Genomic DNA, 17,726 nt, shown 5'->3' on the forward strand with positions numbered 1-17,726 from the left:
TTATAAGGCCAGGTGTTAAGCGATCCTGGGAGGAAGGAGCGCGAGCATGAAAGTTGCTGTTCTCGGCGGAGGTCCCGCAGGCCTCTACTTCGCAATCTCGATGAAGCTGCGCAATGCGGCTCACGACATCACGGTATTCGAACGCAACAAACCCGATGACACATTCGGCTGGGGCGTTGTGCTTTCCGACGAAACACTCGACAATCTGGCTGAAAACGATCCGGTCAGCGCCGAACGCATCCGCGAACATTTCGCCTATTGGGACGACATCGCCGTGGTCCACAAGGGTGTGCGCACTCTCTCCACGGGCCATGGATTCTGCGGCATTGGCCGCATGCGCCTGCTTATCCTCCTGCAGGAGCGCGCCCGTGAGCTCGGTATCAATCTCCAGTTTCAGACCGAGATCGACGACCCCCGCCCCTTCATGGCCGAATACGACATGGTGCTGGCGGCCGACGGACTGAACTCCAGAACGCGCACCACGTTCGCAGACGTCTTCAAGCCCGACATTGACGTGCGCAAATGTAAATTCGTCTGGCTCGGCACGCATCAGAAATTCGACGATGCCTTCACCTTCATTTTCGAAAAGACCGAGCACGGATGGGTCTGGGCGCACGCCTACCAGTTCGACGACGACACCGCGACCTTCATCGTCGAGTGTGGGCCCGAGACCTGGGAGAAATTCGGCTTCGGCGACATGAGCCAGCAGGAATCCATCGCGGTCTGTGAGCGGATCTTCAAGGATCATCTGGGTGGCCACAAGCTGATGACCAACGCCAACCACATTCGCGGGTCGGCGTGGATCAACTTCCCCCGTGTCCTGTGCGAGCGCTGGTCGCATGAAAACATCGCACTGATGGGCGATGCCGCGGCCAGCGCCCACTTTTCCATCGGCTCGGGCACCAAGCTGGCGCTTGAGAGCGCCATTGCCCTGGCGGAGTATCTCCACACTGAGCCGACACTGAAGGAGGCTTTCGAGAAATACGAGGACGCGCGGCGGCTGGAGGTCTTGCGCCTTCAGTCGGCGGCACGCAACTCGCTCGAATGGTTCGAGGAGGTGGAGCGCTATCTCGATCTCGATCCGGTGCAGTTCAACTATTCGCTGCTCACCCGCTCGCAGCGCATCAGCCATGAGAACCTGCGCCTGCGCGACCCCGAATGGCTCTCGGGCGCCGAAAGCTGGTTCCAGCAGCAGGCCGGCGCGGAAGACAACGCCGCCCGCCCGCCCATGTTTGCGCCCTACAAGCTGCGCGGTCTCACGCTGAAAAACCGTGTCGTCGTGTCGCCCATGGCCCAGTACAAGGCTGTCGACGGCTGCCCGACCGACTGGCACATGGTGCATTATTGCGAGCGCGCCAAAGGCGGCGCAGGCCTCGTCTATATCGAGATGACCTGTGTCAGCCCCGAGGGGCGCATCACGCCCGGATGCCCTGGCTTCTACAAGCCCGAGCACGAAGCCGCATGGACACGCATCGTCGATTTCATCCATCAGGAGACGGACGCGAAGATCTGCGCCCAGATCGGCCATTCCGGCCCGAAAGGCTCCACCCAGCTCGGCTGGCAGGAAATGGACGCGCCGCTGAAAGAAGGCAACTGGCCGCTTCTGGCTGCCTCCGATGTGTCCTGGTCAGAAAAGAACCAGACACCCAGGGCCATGGACCGTGCCGATATGGACATGGTACGCGACCAGTTCGTTTCCGCTGCAGAAATGGCCGAGCGCTGCGGGTTCGACATGCTCGAACTGCACTACGCCCATGGCTATCTCCTCTCCTCCTTCATCTCGCCGCTCACCAACCGGCGCGCGGATGAGTATGGCGGCAGCCTTGAAAACCGCATGCGCTATCCGCTGGAAATCTTCCATGCGGTGCGGGCCGTCTGGCCTAACGACAAGCCCATCTCGGTGCGCATTTCTGCCAATGACTGGGTCGGCGATGAAGGCGTGACACCGGAGGAAGCCGTCGAGATCGCCCGCATGCTGCAGGAGGCGGGTGTGGACATCTGCGACGTTTCCGCGGGCCAGACCTCCAAACGCGCCCGTCCCGTCTACGGGCGCATGTTTCAGACACCGTTCTCCGACCGCATCCGCAACGAGACCGGCATGGCAACCATGGCCGTGGGCAACATCTACGAGCCCGACCATGTCAATTCGATCCTGATGGCCGGCCGGGCCGACCTTGTCTGCCTCGCCCGCCCGCATCTGGCCGATCCCTATTGGACGCTCCACGCTGCGGCAACCCTCGGAGACAAAGGCGTGACCTGGCCCGATCCCTATCTGCCAGGCCGCGATCAGCTCTACCGCCTCGCCGAGCGCGCCGAGCAGATGACGGGGAAGGTGTAACGATGAACGCAACCCGCCACGCTCTCGTAACAGGCGGCGGTACGGGCGTCGGTGAAGCGATCGCGCTCTCCCTCGCGGAAGCCGGCATCAACGTCACCATATGCGGGCGGCGTGCCGAGCCGCTGGAAAAGGTCGCCGCACGCCACGAGCGCATCCATGCGCAGACCGCCGACGTGACCGACGAAGCCTCCATGCAGGCGCTCTATGAGACGGCGGAAGCCGCGCGCGGACCCTTCGACATTGTCATCGCCAATGCGGGCACCGCCTCCAGCGCACCGGCCCACCGCACGAAGCTCGAAGACTGGAACCGCATCCTCGACGTCAACATGACCGGCGCGTTCCTCACAGTGAAGCCCGCGCTTTCTCCAATGGCCAAGCGCGGCAGCGGTCGCATCATCTTCATTGCCTCGGTCGCGGGCCTCAAGGGCTATGCCTATGTCGCGCCCTATGTCGCATCCAAGCATGGCGTGATCGGACTGATGCGTGCGCTTTCGGTCGAACTGGTCAAGACCGGCGTGACCGTGAATGCCATCTGCCCGGGTTATGTTGAAACAGAGATGCTTGAAGAGTCCATCGAGCGCGTGGTCGAAAAGACCGGGCGCAGCCACGAAGAGGCCCGCAGGGGTTTCGTCGAAGCCAATCCCCATGGCCGGCTGATCCAGCCGGAAGAAGTGGCGGCGGCTGCATTGTGGCTGGTCAGTTCTGCGGCCTCGTCGGTCACCGGCCAGTCGATTTCCATCTCTGGAGGTGAAACATGGTAAGCGCTCCCCTGGCAGCCGTAAAAAGCGGAGCCCCGGCAAAGGAACGTCTGCGCCTGTGGATCAGGATCCTGCGTGCCTCGCGTCTGATCGAAGCCGTTTTGCGCGAACGACTCAAAAGCCGTTTTGACACGACTTTGCCTCGCTTCGATGTGCTTTCAGCGCTCGATCGCGCTCCCGAGGGCATGGCGATGAGCGACATTTCACGTTTTCTGCTCGTTTCGAACGGCAACGTGACCGGCATCGTGGAACGCCTGGTGACCGATGGTATGGCCAGCCGCACCAAGCGCGATGGCGACCGCCGCACCTCCATCATCAAGCTGACACCCACCGGCAAGGAAGCTTTCGCGGCGATGGCCGAAGCACATGAGCGCTGGATCGACGAACTTCTCGGCAATTTGCCGGAAGATGAGGCGCGGGCGCTTGCCGGCACGCTCAAGACATTCGAAAGCAATTGGGAGGGCGGCGTATGAGCACCATGGCTAACCTGAAGCCGAAACATTTCATATGGCGCATGGAAGGCAGTGTCGCGCTGATCCAGCTCGACCGCCCCGACCGCAAGAACCCGCTCACCTTCGAGTCCTACGCCGAACTGCGCGACACATTCCGCTCCCTGCCCTATGCGGATGATGTGGATGCGGTCGTGTTTCTGCCCAATGGCGGCAATTTCTGCTCGGGCGGCGATGTGCATGACATCATCGGTCCGCTGGTGGACATGGACATGAAAGGTCTGCTTGCCTTCACACGCATGACCGGCGATCTGGTCAAGGCGATGATCGCCTGCAACAAGCCGATCATTTCGGCGGTCGATGGCGTGGCTGTCGGTGCCGGGGCAATCATCGCCATGGCTTCGGACATGCGGCTTGCCACACCGGAGGCCAAGACGGCTTTCCTCTTCACCCGCGTCGGGCTTGCCGGTTGCGACATGGGCGCCTGCGCCATGCTGCCGCGCATCATCGGTCAGGGGCGGGCGGCAGAGCTGCTTTACACCGGCCGCTCCATGAGCGCCGAAGAGGGCGAGCGCTGGGGTTTCTACAACCGCCTTGTTGCCGCCGACGCATTGGAAGCGGAGGCGCTGACCATGGCCTCGCGGATTGCCGCCGGACCAACCTTTGCCCATGGCATCACCAAAACCCAGCTCAATCAGGAATGGTCTATGGGTCTTGAACAGGCCATCGAGGCGGAAGCCCAGGCGCAGGCCATCTGCATGCAGACCAGGGATTTCGAACGCGCCTATCGTGCGTTCGTCGCCAAGGAAAAACCGGTGTTTGAGGGGGATTGATGCCTGATCGCTCCTTCCTCGACTGGCCATTCTTCGAACAGCGCCACCGCGACTGGGCCGAAGAACTCGACACATGGTGCGCCAAGACCCTCCCCGTCGACCACGGCGACGTGGACGCTGCCTGCCGCGACCTTGTCGCCCGGCTGGGCGAAGCCGGCTTTCTGAAACCCACCGCGCTCGACACCGCCAATCCCGGCCCGCTCGACGTGCGCACGCTGTGCCTGACGCGCGAAACGCTGGCCCGCCATGACGGTCTGGCCGATTTCGCCTTTGCGATGCAGGGGCTCGGCACCGGCGCGATCAGCCTGTTCGGCACGCCGGAGCAGCAGCAATGGCTCGACAGGACCCGCGCCGGCAAGGCGATTTCGGCCTTCGCCCTTTCCGAGCCGCGCTCGGGCTCTGATGTCGCCAATATGGACATGACCGCCACCCGCGATGGCGACGATTATGTGCTTTCGGGCGAAAAGACCTGGATCTCAAATGGCGGCATCGCCGATCTCTACACGGTCTTTGCCCGCACCGGCGAAGCGCCGGGCGCCAAAGGCATCTCCGCCTTCCTCGTCCCTGCGGATACGCCGGGATTGGAGGTCGCAGAACGTCTGCACGTGATTGCCCCGCATCCGCTGGCGCGGCTTTCCTTCAATGATGTCCGCGTGCCTGCCTCCGCACTGATCGGCAAGCCGGGCGAAGGCTTCAGGATTGCCATGTCGGTGCTCGACGTGTTCCGCTCCACCGTGGGTGCGGCCGCACTCGGCTTCGCACGCCGCGCACTGGATGAGACGCTGGACCGCGCAGGCAACCGCGAGCTTTTCGGCGCACCGCTTTTTGATCTGCAGATGGTGCAGGGGCATCTGGCTGACATGGCGCTTGATGTGGATGCCGCGGCTCTCCTCGTTTACCGCGCCGCATGGACCAAGGATATGGGCGCGCCACGCGTAACCCGCGAGGCAGCCATGGCGAAACTCTTCGCCACCGACCGGGCGCAGCAGGTCATCGACAGGGCGGTGCAGATTCATGGCGGTGACGGCGTGCGCCGCGGACATATCGTGGAGAGCCTTTACCGGGAGATCAGGGCGCTCCGCATTTATGAGGGCGCATCAGACGTCCAGAAAGTCGTCATTGCACGGCAGATAAAATGAGGGTGAACACATGCTCGGACCGACGGGTCACACAGACACATTTGCGCGGGACAACCTCCCGCCCGTGGATCAATGGCCGGAATTCCTGCTCGATGGTTTTGAATACCCCGACTATCTGAATGCCGGCGTCGAACTGACCGACCGCATGGTCGAGCGTGGTTTTGGCGACCGCGTGGCGCTGATCGGCAATGGCCGCCGCCGCACCTACAAGGAGCTGGCCGACTGGACGAGCCGCCTCGCCCACGCGCTGGTCGAGGATTACGGCGTCAAGCCGGGCAACCGCATCCTGATCCGCTCGGCCAACAACCCGGCCATGGTGGCGTGCTGGCTGGCCGCGACCAAGGCCGGTGCGGTCGTCGTCAACACCATGCCCATGCTGCGCGCCGGCGAACTCGCGAAGATTGTCGACAAGGCGGAGATCGGCCTTGCCCTGTGCGACACACGCATCAAGGACGAGCTCGTTGCCTGCGCCAAGGACAGTAAATTCCTCAAGAAAGTCGTCGGCTTCGACGGCACCGCCAATTTCGACGCCGAGCTCGACCGCATCGCCCTCGACAAGCCGGTCAGGTTCGACGCCGTCAAGACAGGCCGTGACGATGTCGCGCTTCTGGGTTTCACCTCCGGCACCACTGGAACGCCCAAGGCGACCATGCATTTCCACCGCGATCTGCTGATCATCGCCGATGCCTATGCAAAGGAAGTGCTGCAGGTCACACCCGAGGACGTGTTCGTCGGCTCGCCACCGCTCGCCTTCACCTTCGGGCTTGGCGGTCTGGCGATCTTCCCGCTTCGTTTTGGCGCGACGGCGACGCTGCTTGAAAGCGCCACCCCGCCCAACATGATCGAGATCATCGAAAAATACCGTGCGACAGTGAGCTTCACCGCTCCCACCGCCTATCGCGCCATGATGGCAGCGATGGATGAGGGCGCGGATCTCTCCTCTCTGCGTGTTGCCGTGTCGGCGGGCGAGACCCTGCCTGGCCCCGTGTTCGAGGCGTGGACGCAAAAGACCGGCAAACCGATCCTCGACGGCATTGGCGCCACCGAGATGCTGCATATCTTCATCTCCAACCGTTTCGATGATCGTCATCCCGCCACCACGGGCCGCCCGGTGACCGGCTATGAAGCGCGCATCGTGGACGAAGACATGAACGAACTGCCGCGCGGCGAGACCGGGCGTCTGGCCGTGCGTGGCCCGACCGGCTGCCGCTATCTCGCCGACGAACGGCAGAAGGAGTATGTCCGTGACGGCTGGAACCTGACGGGGGACAGCTTCTATCAGGATGAGGACGGCCACTTCCATTTCGCCGCCCGCTCTGACGACATGATCGTTTCCGCCGGTTACAACATCGCCGGTCCCGAGGTGGAAGCGGCATTGCTTGCCCATGCCGACGTCATGGAATGCGCCGTCATCGGTGCTGCAAGCGAGGAGCGCGGACAGATCGTCGAAGCCCATGTGGTTCTGGCCGAAGGGGTCGCGCGCGACGAGCTGACGGTGAAACGCCTTCAGGACCACGTTAAGGCGACCATCGCACCGTACAAATATCCGCGTTCCATCAAGTTTCTGGACGCCCTTCCGAAAACCGAAACGGGCAAGATCCAGCGTTTCCGCCTGCGGGAGAAGAATTGACCATGGCAAGCCAGCCGGAGCTCGACGACGACAGGGCAGCGGACATCAAACCGCCCATGTCCTATAGCGACTATCTGCATCTGGAAAAAATCCTCGATGCGCAGGAACCCCTGTCTGAAGCGCGTGATGAGCTGCTGTTCATCATCCAGCACCAGACCTCCGAGCTCTGGATGAAACTCGCCATCACCGAGATCCGCTCCGCACGCGCGGCCATCGCCGAAGACCGCCTGCGCCCGGCCTTCAAGATGCTGACCCGCGTGGCGCGCATTTTCGAACAGTTGAACAGTGCGTGGGACGTTCTGCGCACCATGACGCCAAGCGAATACTCCACCTTCCGCGATGCGCTCGGCCAATCCTCGGGCTTCCAGTCCTGGCAATACCGTTCCATCGAGTTCCTGGCCGGCAACCGCAATCTGGCAATGCTCAAACCGCATTCCGACCTGCCGCAGATCACCGCACGGCTTGAAGAAATTCTGGCCGAGCCCAGCCTCTATGACGAGGCGCTGCAGCTTCTGGCGCGCAACGGTTTCGACATTGGCCCCGATGCGGAGCGCACGAGCTGGCGTGAGAAGCGCGAGTCCAATGAACAGGTTCAGGCCGCATGGAAGGCGGTCTATGCGCGGCCCGATGCACATTGGGCGCTATACGAGCTGGCCGAAAAACTGATTGATTTCGAAGACTATTTCCGCCGCTGGCGCTTCAACCACGTGACCACCGTCGAACGGATCATCGGGCTGAAACGGGGCACCGGCGGCACATCCGGCGTTTCCTACTTGCGCAAGATGCTGGATGTGGAACTATTCCCCGAGCTCTGGCGGGTCCGAACGGACATGTAACCGGGCACGGGTAACAAAGCCGCAGGTTGCGGCGTCAATGACAAGGGAACGATTGGGAGACTACGCATGAGAAAGCTACTTGCAGCAAGCCTGCTTGCCCTTTCGGCAAGCGTCGCCGGAAATGCCTTTGCCGAACCGATCAAGATCGGCATGATCACCACGCTTTCGGGCGGCGGCGCAGGCCTTGGCATTGATGCCCGCGACGGTTTCATGCTCGCCATCGAGCAGTCCGGCAACAAGGAAGTCGATGTCGTTATTGAAGACGACGCCCAGAAGCCGGAACTTGCAGTCCAGATCGCTGACAAGATGATCCAGAGCGACAAGGTGGACCTGATGACAGGCATCATCTGGTCGAACCTCGCCATGGCGGTCGTGCCATCGGCGACGGCGCAGGATGTGATCTATCTGTCGGTCAATGCCGGTCCCTCGGCGCTGGCAGGCGCCGGGTGCAGCCCGAACTATTTCAACGTCGCCTATCAGAACGACAATTTCCACGAGGCGATGGGCGAGGCCGCCAACAAGGACTACAAGAAGACCTTCATCATGGCGCCCAACTATCCGGCCGGCAAGGATTCGCTGACCGGCTTCAAGCGCTTCTATAAAGGCGAGCTGGCGGGTGAGGTCTACACCAAGCTCGGGCAGACGGACTATGCCGCCGAGATCGCCCAGATCCGCGCTTCGGGTGCCGATTCGGTGTTCATCTTCCTGCCAGGCGGCATGGGTATCGCATTCACCAAACAGTATGCCCAGTCGGGCGTCGGCCTCCCGCTGCTTGGACCGGCTTTCTCCTTCAGCCAGGATGTGCTGCCGGCCATTGGTGATGCGGCACTTGGGGTGAAGAATACCGCTTCCTGGGCGTATGATCTCGACAACGAAGCCAACAAAGCCTTCGTCGAGGGCTTCAGGGAAGCCTATGGCCGCCTGCCCTCCGTCTATGCCGCGCAGGGCTATGACACGGCAAACCTCATCCTTTCTGCCGCCGAAAAGGCAAGCGTGAAGGATAAGGACGCCTTCCGCGCGGCGCTGAAGGAGGCGGATTTCGATTCCGTTCGCGGCAAGTTCTCCTTCAACACCAACAACCACCCGATCCAGGATTTCTATGTCCGCGAGGTGGTGAAGGACGGCGACACGCTGACAAACAAGATCGTTGCCACCGCATTCACCGACCACAAGGACGCCTACGCGGCCGAGTGCAAGATGTAGGACAGCCATGCGACATCCCGCCCTCGTGGTTCGACAAACTCACCATGAGGGCTGGGGTGGCGTGAGTTCTGCAACATGCACTCCATTTTTGGCGTGTTTCGCCTGACGCAGCTGTTTCACCCTCATCCTGAGCTTGTCGAAGGGCGAGGGTGAAACGCACCTCAGTCGCCTCAAGTTCAACCCAAACAACAGCTGACCCGTGTCCCTGACCCTACTCATAGAGCAGATCCTGAATGGCCTTCAGTTCGGCGTGATGCTGTTCCTTATGGCCGCCGGCCTGACGCTGATCTTCGGCGTCATGGGGCTCATAAACCTTGCGCATGGCTCGCTCTTCATGGTTGGCGCGTTTGCGTGCGCTTCCGTCGCGGCGGCCACCGGTTCCTTCTGGCTTGGCCTCGTGGCCAGTCTGGCCGCCGCGGCCGCCGCTGGCGCGCTGGTCGAAATCCTCGTCATAAGACGGCTTTACGAACGCGACCATCTCGACCAGGTGCTCGCCACCTTCGCGCTGATCCTCATCTTCTCGGAAGGCACGCGCTGGGTGTTCGGCTCCTTCCCGCTCTATCTCGACATTCCGCAGCTTCTTTCCGGTGCCGTGCATCTGCCCGGCGGCGCGCAATATCCGATCTACCGGCTGGCCGTGATCGGCGTCGGCATAGCGGTCGCTGTGGGGCTCTATCTCCTCATCGGCAAGACGCGGCTCGGCATGCGCATCCGCGCCGGCGAATCCGACCGTGAAATGATCGGCGCACTCGGCATCGACATCGGCACGCTTTACACGCTCGTCTTCGCGCTGGGGGCGGCCCTTGCCGGTCTGGCCGGTGCCATGGTGGGCGCCCTGCAATCGGTGCAGGTGGGCATGGGCGAGCCGGTGCTGATCCTCGCCTTCGTGGTCATCGTCATCGGCGGCATCGGCTCCATCAAGGGCGCGCTGGTGGGTTCGATCCTCGTGGGACTGACAGAGACGCTGGGCCGCTTCCTGCTGCCGCATTTCTTCGGCCTGTTCATGTCCAATTCCGAAGCCGCCACAGTGGGTGCGGCGCTTGCCTCCATGCTGATCTACATCGTCATGGCCCTCATCCTCGCCTTCAGGCCCCAGGGCCTGTTCGCGGCGAATGCGTGAGGGTGCGGTCATGACACGCGAAACATCAATCAGCATCCTCATCGTCGCCGGCCTTCTCGCCGCCGCCTTCATCGCCCAGGCCATGGGCGAGACCTTTTACATCACGCTGGCGACCCGTATGGCGATCCTCGGCCTTGCCGCCACCGGTCTCAACATCGCGCTCGGCCTTGGCGGGCTGGTGTCCTTCGGTCACGCCGCCTTCTTCGGCATTGGCGGCTATGCGGCAGGCATTCTGGCCACCCACGCATTCAACAGCGAGCCGCTTCTCTTCGGCCTGCCCGGCACCAACCAGATGATCGTGATCTGGATCACCGGCGCCATCGCAGCCGCGCTGGTGGCAGTTTTGATCGGCCTGATCTCGCTCAGAACCTCCGGCGTGTATTTCATCATGATCACCCTCGCCTTCGCTCAGATGATCTACTATTTCGCGATCTCCTGGCCCGCCTATGGCGGCGAGGATGGCCTGTCGATCTATGTGCGCAATGCCTTCCCGGGGACAAACACACTCGCACCGATGAGCTTTTTCCTCATATGCTTCGCGCTTCTGACACTCGGTCTCATCCTCTTCGCGCTCATGCGCGATTCCCGGTTCGGTGCAGCGCTGCAGGCCGGGCGCCAGAACGAGACACGGCTTGCCGCCGTCGGCATCGGCCCTTTCAGGGTGCGGCTCGCGGCTTTCGTCATCTCGGCCATGATGACAGCCCTTGCCGGCGCGCTCTTTGCCGATCTCAACCGCTTCGTCAGCCCGTCCATGTTTTCCTGGCACATGTCGGGTGAACTGATCGTGCTCATCATTCTGGGCGGTGTCGGACGTCTGGCCGGACCACTGGCCGGGGCCATTGTCTATGTCCTCTTCGAGTTCGCGCTTGGCGGCATCACCGAGCACTGGCAGTTTTTCCTAGGCCTCATCCTTCTGGCGGTGGTGCTGTTTGCCCGCGGTGGTGTGATGGGCCTTCTGGCCGGGAGAGCACGTCATGGCTGAACCGATCCTCGACATTCGCGACCTGCGCAAAAGCTTCGGAGCGCTGAAAGCCACCGATGGCGTCAGCCTTGACCTGAAACCCGGAGAGATCCATGCGCTGATCGGACCCAATGGCGCCGGCAAATCGACTCTCATCCACCAGATTGCCGGCTCGCTCCAGCCTGACAGTGGCGAAATCCGCTTCGAAGGGCGTGATGTGAAGCCACTCGATGTGGCGGCCCGCGCCCGGCTCGGCATGGGCCGCACCTTTCAGGTGTCCTCGCTCGCACCCGAATTTTCAGCTCTGCGCAATGTGATGCTCGCAGTGCAGGCGCGTCAGGGCTCCAGTTTCCGTTTCTTTAGGCCAGTCATGCATGATCGCAGACTAACGGAACCCGCCAAAGAGGCGCTCGCCCGTGTCGGCCTCTCCGACCGCGCCGACGTGCCTGCCGCCGAGCTTTCGCACGGCGAACGCCGCCAGCTCGAAATCGCCATTGCGCTGGCGCTCGGTGCAAAGGCGTTTTTGCTGGATGAGCCGATGGCCGGCATGGGGCCGGAGGGTTCCCAGGCGCTCACAACCTTTCTTGACGGGCTTCGGGCCGAAGCACCGATCCTCCTGATCGAGCACGACATGGATGCCGTTTTCGCTCTTGCCGACCGGATTTCCGTCCTCGTCTACGGCCGCATCATCGCCACCGGAACAGTGGATGAGATCCGCAATCATCCAGCCGTGCGCGAAGCCTATCTGGGAGAGGGCGCATGAAGCTGCTCGAAATCCGGGATCTGAAAACCTTTTACGGAAAATCTCAGGCGCTCTTCGGCGTTGACCTTTCGGTCGAAGAGGGCGAGGCAGTCGCTCTTATGGGCCGCAACGGCATGGGCAAGACCACGACCATTCGCTCCGTCTGCCACCTCTCGCCCGCGCAGTCAGGCAGTATAATTTTTGCCGGCAAAGATATAATGCGCATGAAGCCGCACCGCATTGCCAGGCTGGGCGTGGGGCTGGTGCCGGAAGGTCGCCGCTGCTTCCCCAATCTGACGGTGGAGGAAAACATCCTCGCCGCCGCACGGCCCGGCAAGTGGACGCTTGACGGCGTGAACACACTCTTTCCGCGCCTGGCCGAGCGGCGCGACCAGTATGCGAGCACGCTCTCGGGTGGCGAACAGCAGATGCTTGCCATCGGCCGGGCGCTCGCCACCAATCCGCGCCTCCTCATTCTCGACGAAGCGACCGAGGGTCTCGCCCCGGTGATCCGGCAGGACATCTGGCGCGCCATCCGCACCATCCGGACGGAAGGCCAGTCGATCCTGATCGTCGACAAGACGCTGAGCGAGCTTCTGCCCGTGGCGGATCGCTGCGTCATTCTCGAAAAAGGCCGCACCGCATGGACCGGTGCGCCCTCAGCACTCACGGACGAGATCCAGGAGCGCTTTCTCGGCGTGTGACCACGCCCTTGTTCTAAAGCATAAAGGAAATAGCATGACTGTCCCGCTTCACCAGATTCTCCAGCCTGAGAACTGGGTCCCCGCCAAGGGGTATTCCAATGGAGTGATCGCAAAGGGCCGCACCGTCTTCCTCGGCGGCCAGATCGGCTGGAACAGCGAGCAGGTGTTCGAGACCGACGATTTCATCGGCCAGGTCAGGCAAGCGCTGGAGAACATCGTAACACTTCTGAAGGAAGCCGGCGCCGGTCCCGAACATGTGGTTCGGCTCACCTGGTTCATCACCGACAAGCAGGCCTACGCCACCCGCCTGCGCGAACTGGGCGAAGCCTACCGCGCCACCATGGGACGCAACTTCCCGCCCATGAGCGTGGTGCAGGTGACGGCCTTGATCGAGGACGAGGCGAAGGTGGAGATCGAGGCGACCGCCGTTCTGCCGGAGTAGTCGAACGGCGCTCAGCGCTATGACTTTCCTCAGGAGCCAGGCGCCCTCATCCTGAGCTTGTCGAAGGGCGAGGGTGCTTGGCTTCACACCGGAGGAGTTATCCCCCCACGCCCAGTTCACCGCCGTCCACCTTCCGCGCGGCATCTTCCCGCGCATTGCGGCGCAGCGTGTAGACGAACGCCGCCACGAACAGTCCCGTCATCAAAAGCACGATCGTCGGCGCCGGCGCGCTATCGAGAAAGAAGCTGAGATAGACGCCGAAGAACGACGAGAACAGCGCCACCGCGAGGCTGACCAGCAGCATCCTGTCGAAACGCCTGACCAGCAGGAAGGCCACGGCCCCGGGCCCGATCAGAAGCGCGATCGCGAGGATGATGCCCACCGCCGTCAGTGCCGCGACGATGGTGAGCGACAGGATCGCGAGAAGCCCGTAATGCAACACCCGCACCGGCAGGCCTATGGCTCTGGCGTGCTGCGCGTCAAATGCGTTCAGCAACAGATCCCGGCGAAACAGCATGATCGCCACGCAAACGAAGAGCGCGATGATCCCCGTTTGCGCGATGTCTCCCCACGTGACGCCCAGCATGTCGCCGAACAGGATATGGTCCAGATGCACCTCGGTCTGGATCTTTGTATAGAGCAGCAGACCGAGACCAAACATGCCGGAGAAGACCACCCCCATGATCGTGTCTTCCTTCACCCGGCTGTTCTCCTTCAGGTATCCGATGCCCACCACACAGGTCATGCCCGCCACGAATGCGCCGAGCGCCAATGGTATGCCGATGATATAGGCGATCACCACACCCGGCAGCACCGCGTGGCTCACGGCATCGCCCATCAGCGACCAGCCTTTGAGAATGAGAAAGCAGGAAAGCAGCGCCATGGGCGCGGCGATCAGCACCGAGATGATGAAGGCCTGCTGCATGAACGGGAAACCGAAAGGCAGCATCAGCGTGTCGAAAAAGCTGTTCATGCGCCGATCTCCTGCGCGTCGCCTTCCAGCGCTTCTCGCGCACGCCGGCGCGAAGCCAGAAGCCCGTGCTTCGGCGCAAGGACAAAGGCCGTGAGGAATGCAAGGGTCTGAAGCACCACGATGATCCCGCCTGTCGCCCCATCGAGAAAATAGCTCGCATAAGCACCGATGAAGCTTGAGAGCGCGCCAATCGCCACCGCAATTGCCACGAGCCGCGGAAAACGATCCGTCAGGAGATAGGCCGTCGCCCCCGGCGTCACCACCATGGCGATGACGAGAAACGCGCCTACCGTCTGCATGGCGGCCACCGTACAGGCACTCAGAAGCGTAAAGAAGATCAGCCGCAGAAAACCCGGATTGAGGCCAATGGAGCGCGCATGGTTTTCGTCAAAGAAGGCGACCATCAGGTCCTTCCACTTGAACGCGAGCACCAGCAGTGTGACTCCGGAAATGATGACAAGCTGGAGGGTGTCCGATGGCGTGATAGCCAGCACATTGCCCAGAACGATTGTCTGAATATTCACTGCGGCGGGCGACAGAGAAACCATGAAGAGGCCTAGGCCGAAGAACGACGTAAAAATCAGGCCGATAATTGCATCCTCACGTAGCTTGGTGCGCTGATTGAGCAAGAACATCGTACCGGCGGCCAGTCCGCCGGCAAAGAACGCGCCGATCGAAAACGGCAGGCCCAGCATGTAGGCCCCGGCTACGCCCGGCACGATGGAATGCGAGAGCGCATCGCCGATCAGCGACCAGCCCTTGAGCATCAGATAGGCGGAGAGAAAGGCACAGACCCCGCCTACCAGCGCGCTCACCCACATGGCATTGACCATGTATCCGTAGGAGAAAGGTTCGAGCAGATAGGCGCTCATTTCCTGTTCCCTGCTTCCGGGACGCCATCCTCATCGCCATAGATGACGAAGGGCCGCTCATCGTCGGTCAGAACCGTCAGCTGGCGGGAATCCTCCTCCGCGTCTTCATGCAGATCCGCCCCGCCAAGCGTGAACTGGCGCAACACACCGCCAAACGCCTTTTCCAGATTGGCGCGGGTGAAAACTTCCGGCGTCAGTCCCGAAGCGAGTACCGTGCGGTTGATCAGAACGGTCCGGTCGCAGAAGCGGGGCACGCTGCCAAGATTATGCGTCGAGACAAGCATGACATGCCCTTCCTCGCGCAACGCCTTCAGGAGCGCGATTATGGATTCCTCCGTGCGCACATCCACGCCGGTGAACGGCTCATCGAGCAAAATCACTCTGCCCTCCTGCGCCAGCGCCCGCGCCAGGAAGACACGTTTTTTCTGGCCACCGGACAGTTCGCCGATCTGGCGTTTACGGAAATCGGCCATGCCCACGCGTTCGAGCGCCGCCTTGACCATCTCGTGATCCTGCCGGCGCGGCCACCGCATGAAATTCATGTGGCCGTAGCGCCCCATCATCACCACGTCCTCGACGAGAACGGGAAAATTCCAGTCCACCTCTTCGGCCTGCGGCACATAAGCCACCACATTGCGCTTGAGCGCGCGGCCAGCCGGCTGCCCCAGAATGGAGACCTCGCCTCTGGCGAGCGGCACGAAACCCATGATCGCCTTGAACAGCGTTGACTTGCCGCTGCCATTGACGCCGACAAGCGCCGCGATCGTCCCTGTCGGGATAGAAAAACTGGCGTCACGCAACGCCGTATGACCATTCCGATAAGTGACGGTCACATCCCGAACATCGATGCCGGCGGAGTTTGCCGCCGGCCTTCTGCCTTTGCTGATCACGGGTGCGTTCATTGCCCGCTCAGTCCTTCGGCAATCGTTTCGCTCGTAACCCGCAGAAGATCCAGATAGGTAGGCACCTCACCGCTCGCATCGCTCAGCGAGTCGACGTAGAGAACCCCGCCATATTTCGCTCCGGTCTCTCGCGCCACCTGCTGCGCCGGATCGGGAGAAACCGTGCTCTCGCTGAAAACAGCCGGCGCCCTGGTTTCCCTGATCTGATCGATCACGTGGCGCACCTGCTGCGGCGTGCCCTGCTGATCGGCGTTGATCGGCCAGATGTAGAGCTCCTTCAGCCCGAAGTCGCGGGCAAGATAGCTAAACGCACCCTCGCTGGTGACAAGAACCCGGTGTTCCTCGGGGATGGCCGCAAGCCGCTCGCGGATCGGGTCCACAACGGCCTTGATCTCTGCCTTGTAGGCCTCGGCGTTTCTCGCATAGACCTCGGCATTCTCCGGATCATGTTTCGAAAACGCATCACGGATGTTGTCCACATAGGTCAGCGCATCACTGGGCGACATCCAGGCATGGGGATTGGGCTTGCCCGTATAGGGACCTTCAGCAATGCCCATCGGCTCCACGCCCTCCGAAACCACCACGCTTGGGACGTCCCTGAGATTGCGGAAGAAGCGTTCGAACCAGAGCTCGAGATTGAGCCCGTTCCACAGAATGAGATCGGCATCCTGTGCCCGCAGAATGTCACCCGGAGTCGGCTGATAGTTGTGAATCTCGGCATTCGGTTTCGTGATCGATTCGACCACTGCTGCATCGCCCGCAACGTTACGCGCCATGTCGGCAATAACCGTGAATGTCGTGACCGCCTTGAAACGCTCCTCCTGAGCGAAGGCGGAGGTCGCGGCGAGTGCTGCGACGATGAAGGTGGCCAATCCCTTGGCTAAACGCATGAATATCCCCTGAAACACATCGAATTGCTGCGACGGTTGGAAGCTAGGCTGAATTTTTCATCAGGTCAATGCAATTGCAAATCGTTTGCAATAAAAACATCCAATCCTGAAATTGCATGGGGTCCCGGGGAGAAACCTGAGTGCGAACAGATGGAATCTTTGCAACTGGTTGTCATCTGGCGCATAGTCGCCCCATGAATCAGCACGCCAGCCACAAGCCGGATTACGAGAAGGAACTGCGCCGCGCCGGTGTTCGTATCACCCGGCCGCGCAGGGTGATTCTGGGAATTCTCACGGAGACAGACGATCATCCGGATGCCATGGAAATCTTTCAGCGCGCCTCTGCCGTGGATTCGAGCATCTCGTTGTCGACCGTTTATCGCACGATGAAGCTTCTTGAAGAGTTGGGAGCCATTCATCGCCATGCCTTTGAGGGCGGACGCGCCCGCTTCGAACAGGCGGATGGCGATCACCATGATCATCTGATCGACATCGACACGGGTGACGTGATCGAGTTCCATTCAGACCGGATCGAGGCGTTGCAGGAGGAAATAGCCCGCGCACTCGGCTATGACATCGTGCACCACAGGCTGGAGCTTTACGGCAGAAAACGCAGGAAATCCTGACCCCAGAGTGTCAAGAGCCGCCGTGGTGGAGGGGAAACCACGGCGGCCATGCTTGAAACACCGCGGCAGCCCGGAGAGGGGGGATTAAGGCTGCCGCTATTTCGTCCGGGATAGGCGGGGGACGAGCCTAGGCCGAACCACGGCGAAAAACTGCCGCTGTCTGATATTTTGTATTTGAACGTGGCTATTCAAGGGCACGGACATTACATCTTCGTAACAAACGCGTGATAGAAAGCGGTAGGCCGCGTCCCATCGTGTCAGCACGCTTCTCCCAAAGGCGCTGAACACCCCCTTTTCCATGGACACGC

Annotated in this window: 18 protein-coding genes; 14 read left to right on the forward strand and 4 right to left on the reverse strand. The window is 61.6% G+C overall.

Translation table 11 applies throughout. The features are described 5' to 3' along the window. Positions 1–46: 46 nt before the first annotated feature. The 13 genes from HF949_RS02850 (at position 47) to HF949_RS02910 (ending at position 13,155) form a co-directional block, all read left to right on the forward strand. On the forward strand, positions 47–2,338 hold the full coding sequence (locus HF949_RS02850) for a bifunctional salicylyl-CoA 5-hydroxylase/oxidoreductase (RefSeq protein WP_292898204.1): 2,292 nt from the start codon (positions 47–49) through the stop codon (positions 2,336–2,338). A gap of 2 nt (positions 2,339–2,340) precedes the next feature. Then, positions 2,341–3,099, forward strand: a complete 759-nt coding sequence (locus HF949_RS02855; RefSeq protein WP_292898205.1) for an SDR family NAD(P)-dependent oxidoreductase — start codon at positions 2,341–2,343, stop codon at positions 3,097–3,099. Then, the gene (locus HF949_RS02860) at positions 3,093–3,569 is read left to right on the forward strand and encodes a MarR family winged helix-turn-helix transcriptional regulator (RefSeq protein ID WP_292898206.1); all 477 of its coding nucleotides are present in this window, start codon (positions 3,093–3,095) and stop codon (positions 3,567–3,569) included. The genes HF949_RS02855 and HF949_RS02860 overlap by 7 nt, the downstream gene beginning before the upstream one ends. Further along, a complete protein-coding gene (locus HF949_RS02865; RefSeq protein ID WP_292898207.1) occupies positions 3,566–4,378 on the forward strand; it encodes an enoyl-CoA hydratase family protein in 813 nt (270 codons plus the stop codon). Before HF949_RS02860 ends, HF949_RS02865 begins: the two co-directional genes overlap by 4 nt. Beyond that, entirely contained in the window at positions 4,378–5,517 is a 1,140-nt protein-coding gene (locus HF949_RS02870) for an acyl-CoA dehydrogenase family protein (protein WP_292898208.1), read from the forward strand. Before HF949_RS02865 ends, HF949_RS02870 begins: the two co-directional genes overlap by 1 nt. A gap of 10 nt (positions 5,518–5,527) precedes the next feature. Beyond that, complete coding sequence (locus HF949_RS02875; RefSeq protein ID WP_292898209.1) at positions 5,528–7,147, forward strand: AMP-binding protein; 1,620 nt, start codon at positions 5,528–5,530, stop codon at positions 7,145–7,147. 2 nt (positions 7,148–7,149) lie between these two features. Beyond that, entirely contained in the window at positions 7,150–7,983 is an 834-nt protein-coding gene (gene kynA / locus HF949_RS02880; RefSeq protein WP_065816803.1) for a tryptophan 2,3-dioxygenase, read from the forward strand. A gap of 66 nt (positions 7,984–8,049) precedes the next feature. Then, positions 8,050–9,186, forward strand: coding sequence for an ABC transporter substrate-binding protein (locus HF949_RS02885; RefSeq protein ID WP_292898210.1), 1,137 nt, complete (start codon positions 8,050–8,052; stop codon positions 9,184–9,186). A gap of 199 nt (positions 9,187–9,385) precedes the next feature. Next, positions 9,386–10,306, forward strand: coding sequence for a branched-chain amino acid ABC transporter permease (locus tag HF949_RS02890; protein WP_292898211.1), 921 nt, complete (start codon positions 9,386–9,388; stop codon positions 10,304–10,306). A 10-nt stretch (positions 10,307–10,316) separates the two neighbouring features. Then, positions 10,317–11,288, forward strand: a complete 972-nt coding sequence (locus tag HF949_RS02895; RefSeq protein WP_292898212.1) for a branched-chain amino acid ABC transporter permease — start codon at positions 10,317–10,319, stop codon at positions 11,286–11,288. Continuing rightward, a complete protein-coding gene (locus HF949_RS02900) occupies positions 11,281–12,030 on the forward strand; it encodes an ABC transporter ATP-binding protein (protein WP_292898213.1) in 750 nt (249 codons plus the stop codon). The genes HF949_RS02895 and HF949_RS02900 overlap by 8 nt, the downstream gene beginning before the upstream one ends. Next, on the forward strand, positions 12,027–12,713 hold the full coding sequence (locus HF949_RS02905) for an ABC transporter ATP-binding protein (RefSeq protein WP_292898214.1): 687 nt from the start codon (positions 12,027–12,029) through the stop codon (positions 12,711–12,713). The genes HF949_RS02900 and HF949_RS02905 overlap by 4 nt, the downstream gene beginning before the upstream one ends. Positions 12,714–12,747: 34 nt before the next feature. Further along, on the forward strand, positions 12,748–13,155 hold the full coding sequence (locus HF949_RS02910; RefSeq protein ID WP_292898215.1) for a RidA family protein: 408 nt from the start codon (positions 12,748–12,750) through the stop codon (positions 13,153–13,155). 97 nt (positions 13,156–13,252) lie between these two features. On the opposite strand, the gene HF949_RS02915 is transcribed toward HF949_RS02910, so the two are convergent. Genes HF949_RS02915 through HF949_RS02930 form a run of 4 tightly spaced genes read right to left on the reverse strand, consistent with a single transcriptional unit; the run spans position 13,253 to position 16,792 of the window. Then, complete coding sequence (locus HF949_RS02915; protein WP_292898216.1) at positions 13,253–14,128, reverse strand: metal ABC transporter permease; 876 nt, start codon at positions 14,126–14,128, stop codon at positions 13,253–13,255. After that, the gene (locus HF949_RS02920) at positions 14,125–15,000 is read right to left on the reverse strand and encodes a metal ABC transporter permease (RefSeq protein WP_292898217.1); all 876 of its coding nucleotides are present in this window, start codon (positions 14,998–15,000) and stop codon (positions 14,125–14,127) included. The genes HF949_RS02915 and HF949_RS02920 overlap by 4 nt, the downstream gene beginning before the upstream one ends. Then, positions 14,997–15,902 (reverse strand): manganese/iron ABC transporter ATP-binding protein, encoded by a 906-nt coding sequence (locus HF949_RS02925; RefSeq protein WP_292898218.1) that lies wholly within the window; start codon positions 15,900–15,902, stop codon positions 14,997–14,999. The genes HF949_RS02920 and HF949_RS02925 overlap by 4 nt, the downstream gene beginning before the upstream one ends. After that, positions 15,899–16,792: a metal ABC transporter substrate-binding protein gene (locus tag HF949_RS02930; RefSeq protein WP_292898219.1), complete on the reverse strand. Its 894-nt coding sequence runs from the start codon at positions 16,790–16,792 to the stop codon at positions 15,899–15,901. Before HF949_RS02930 ends, HF949_RS02925 begins: the two co-directional genes overlap by 4 nt. A 194-nt stretch (positions 16,793–16,986) precedes the next feature. Here HF949_RS02930 and HF949_RS02935 point away from each other — a divergent pair, with 194 nt between their 5' ends. Next, positions 16,987–17,418: a Fur family transcriptional regulator gene (locus HF949_RS02935; protein WP_292898220.1), complete on the forward strand. Its 432-nt coding sequence runs from the start codon at positions 16,987–16,989 to the stop codon at positions 17,416–17,418. Positions 17,419–17,726: the final 308 nt, after the last annotated feature.

This window comes from Nitratireductor sp. (genome assembly GCF_017794765.1).
In the GTDB taxonomy this organism is placed as follows: Bacteria; Pseudomonadota; Alphaproteobacteria; order Rhizobiales; family Rhizobiaceae; genus Nitratireductor.

Excerpts from the sequence above, each read along its gene's own strand:
- HF949_RS02910 (WP_292898215.1), top strand. The coding sequence starts at position 12,748 with ATGACTGTCCCGCTTCACCAGATTCTCCAGCCTGAGAACTGGGTCCCC.
- HF949_RS02925 (WP_292898218.1), bottom strand. The coding sequence starts at position 15,902 with ATGAACGCACCCGTGATCAGCAAAGGCAGAAGGCCGGCGGCAAACTCC.
- HF949_RS02850 (WP_292898204.1), top strand. The coding sequence starts at position 47 with ATGAAAGTTGCTGTTCTCGGCGGAGGTCCCGCAGGCCTCTACTTCGCA.
- HF949_RS02900 (WP_292898213.1), top strand. The coding sequence starts at position 11,281 with ATGGCTGAACCGATCCTCGACATTCGCGACCTGCGCAAAAGCTTCGGA.
- kynA (WP_065816803.1), top strand. The coding sequence starts at position 7,150 with ATGGCAAGCCAGCCGGAGCTCGACGACGACAGGGCAGCGGACATCAAA.
- HF949_RS02920 (WP_292898217.1), bottom strand. The coding sequence starts at position 15,000 with ATGAGCGCCTATCTGCTCGAACCTTTCTCCTACGGATACATGGTCAAT.
- HF949_RS02860 (WP_292898206.1), top strand. The coding sequence starts at position 3,093 with ATGGTAAGCGCTCCCCTGGCAGCCGTAAAAAGCGGAGCCCCGGCAAAG.
- HF949_RS02855 (WP_292898205.1), top strand. The coding sequence starts at position 2,341 with ATGAACGCAACCCGCCACGCTCTCGTAACAGGCGGCGGTACGGGCGTC.
- HF949_RS02895 (WP_292898212.1), top strand. The coding sequence starts at position 10,317 with ATGACACGCGAAACATCAATCAGCATCCTCATCGTCGCCGGCCTTCTC.
- HF949_RS02930 (WP_292898219.1), bottom strand. The coding sequence starts at position 16,792 with ATGCGTTTAGCCAAGGGATTGGCCACCTTCATCGTCGCAGCACTCGCC.
- HF949_RS02915 (WP_292898216.1), bottom strand. The coding sequence starts at position 14,128 with ATGAACAGCTTTTTCGACACGCTGATGCTGCCTTTCGGTTTCCCGTTC.
- HF949_RS02935 (WP_292898220.1), top strand. The coding sequence starts at position 16,987 with ATGAATCAGCACGCCAGCCACAAGCCGGATTACGAGAAGGAACTGCGC.
- HF949_RS02905 (WP_292898214.1), top strand. The coding sequence starts at position 12,027 with ATGAAGCTGCTCGAAATCCGGGATCTGAAAACCTTTTACGGAAAATCT.
- HF949_RS02885 (WP_292898210.1), top strand. The coding sequence starts at position 8,050 with ATGAGAAAGCTACTTGCAGCAAGCCTGCTTGCCCTTTCGGCAAGCGTC.
- HF949_RS02865 (WP_292898207.1), top strand. The coding sequence starts at position 3,566 with ATGAGCACCATGGCTAACCTGAAGCCGAAACATTTCATATGGCGCATG.
- HF949_RS02875 (WP_292898209.1), top strand. The coding sequence starts at position 5,528 with ATGCTCGGACCGACGGGTCACACAGACACATTTGCGCGGGACAACCTC.
- HF949_RS02870 (WP_292898208.1), top strand. The coding sequence starts at position 4,378 with ATGCCTGATCGCTCCTTCCTCGACTGGCCATTCTTCGAACAGCGCCAC.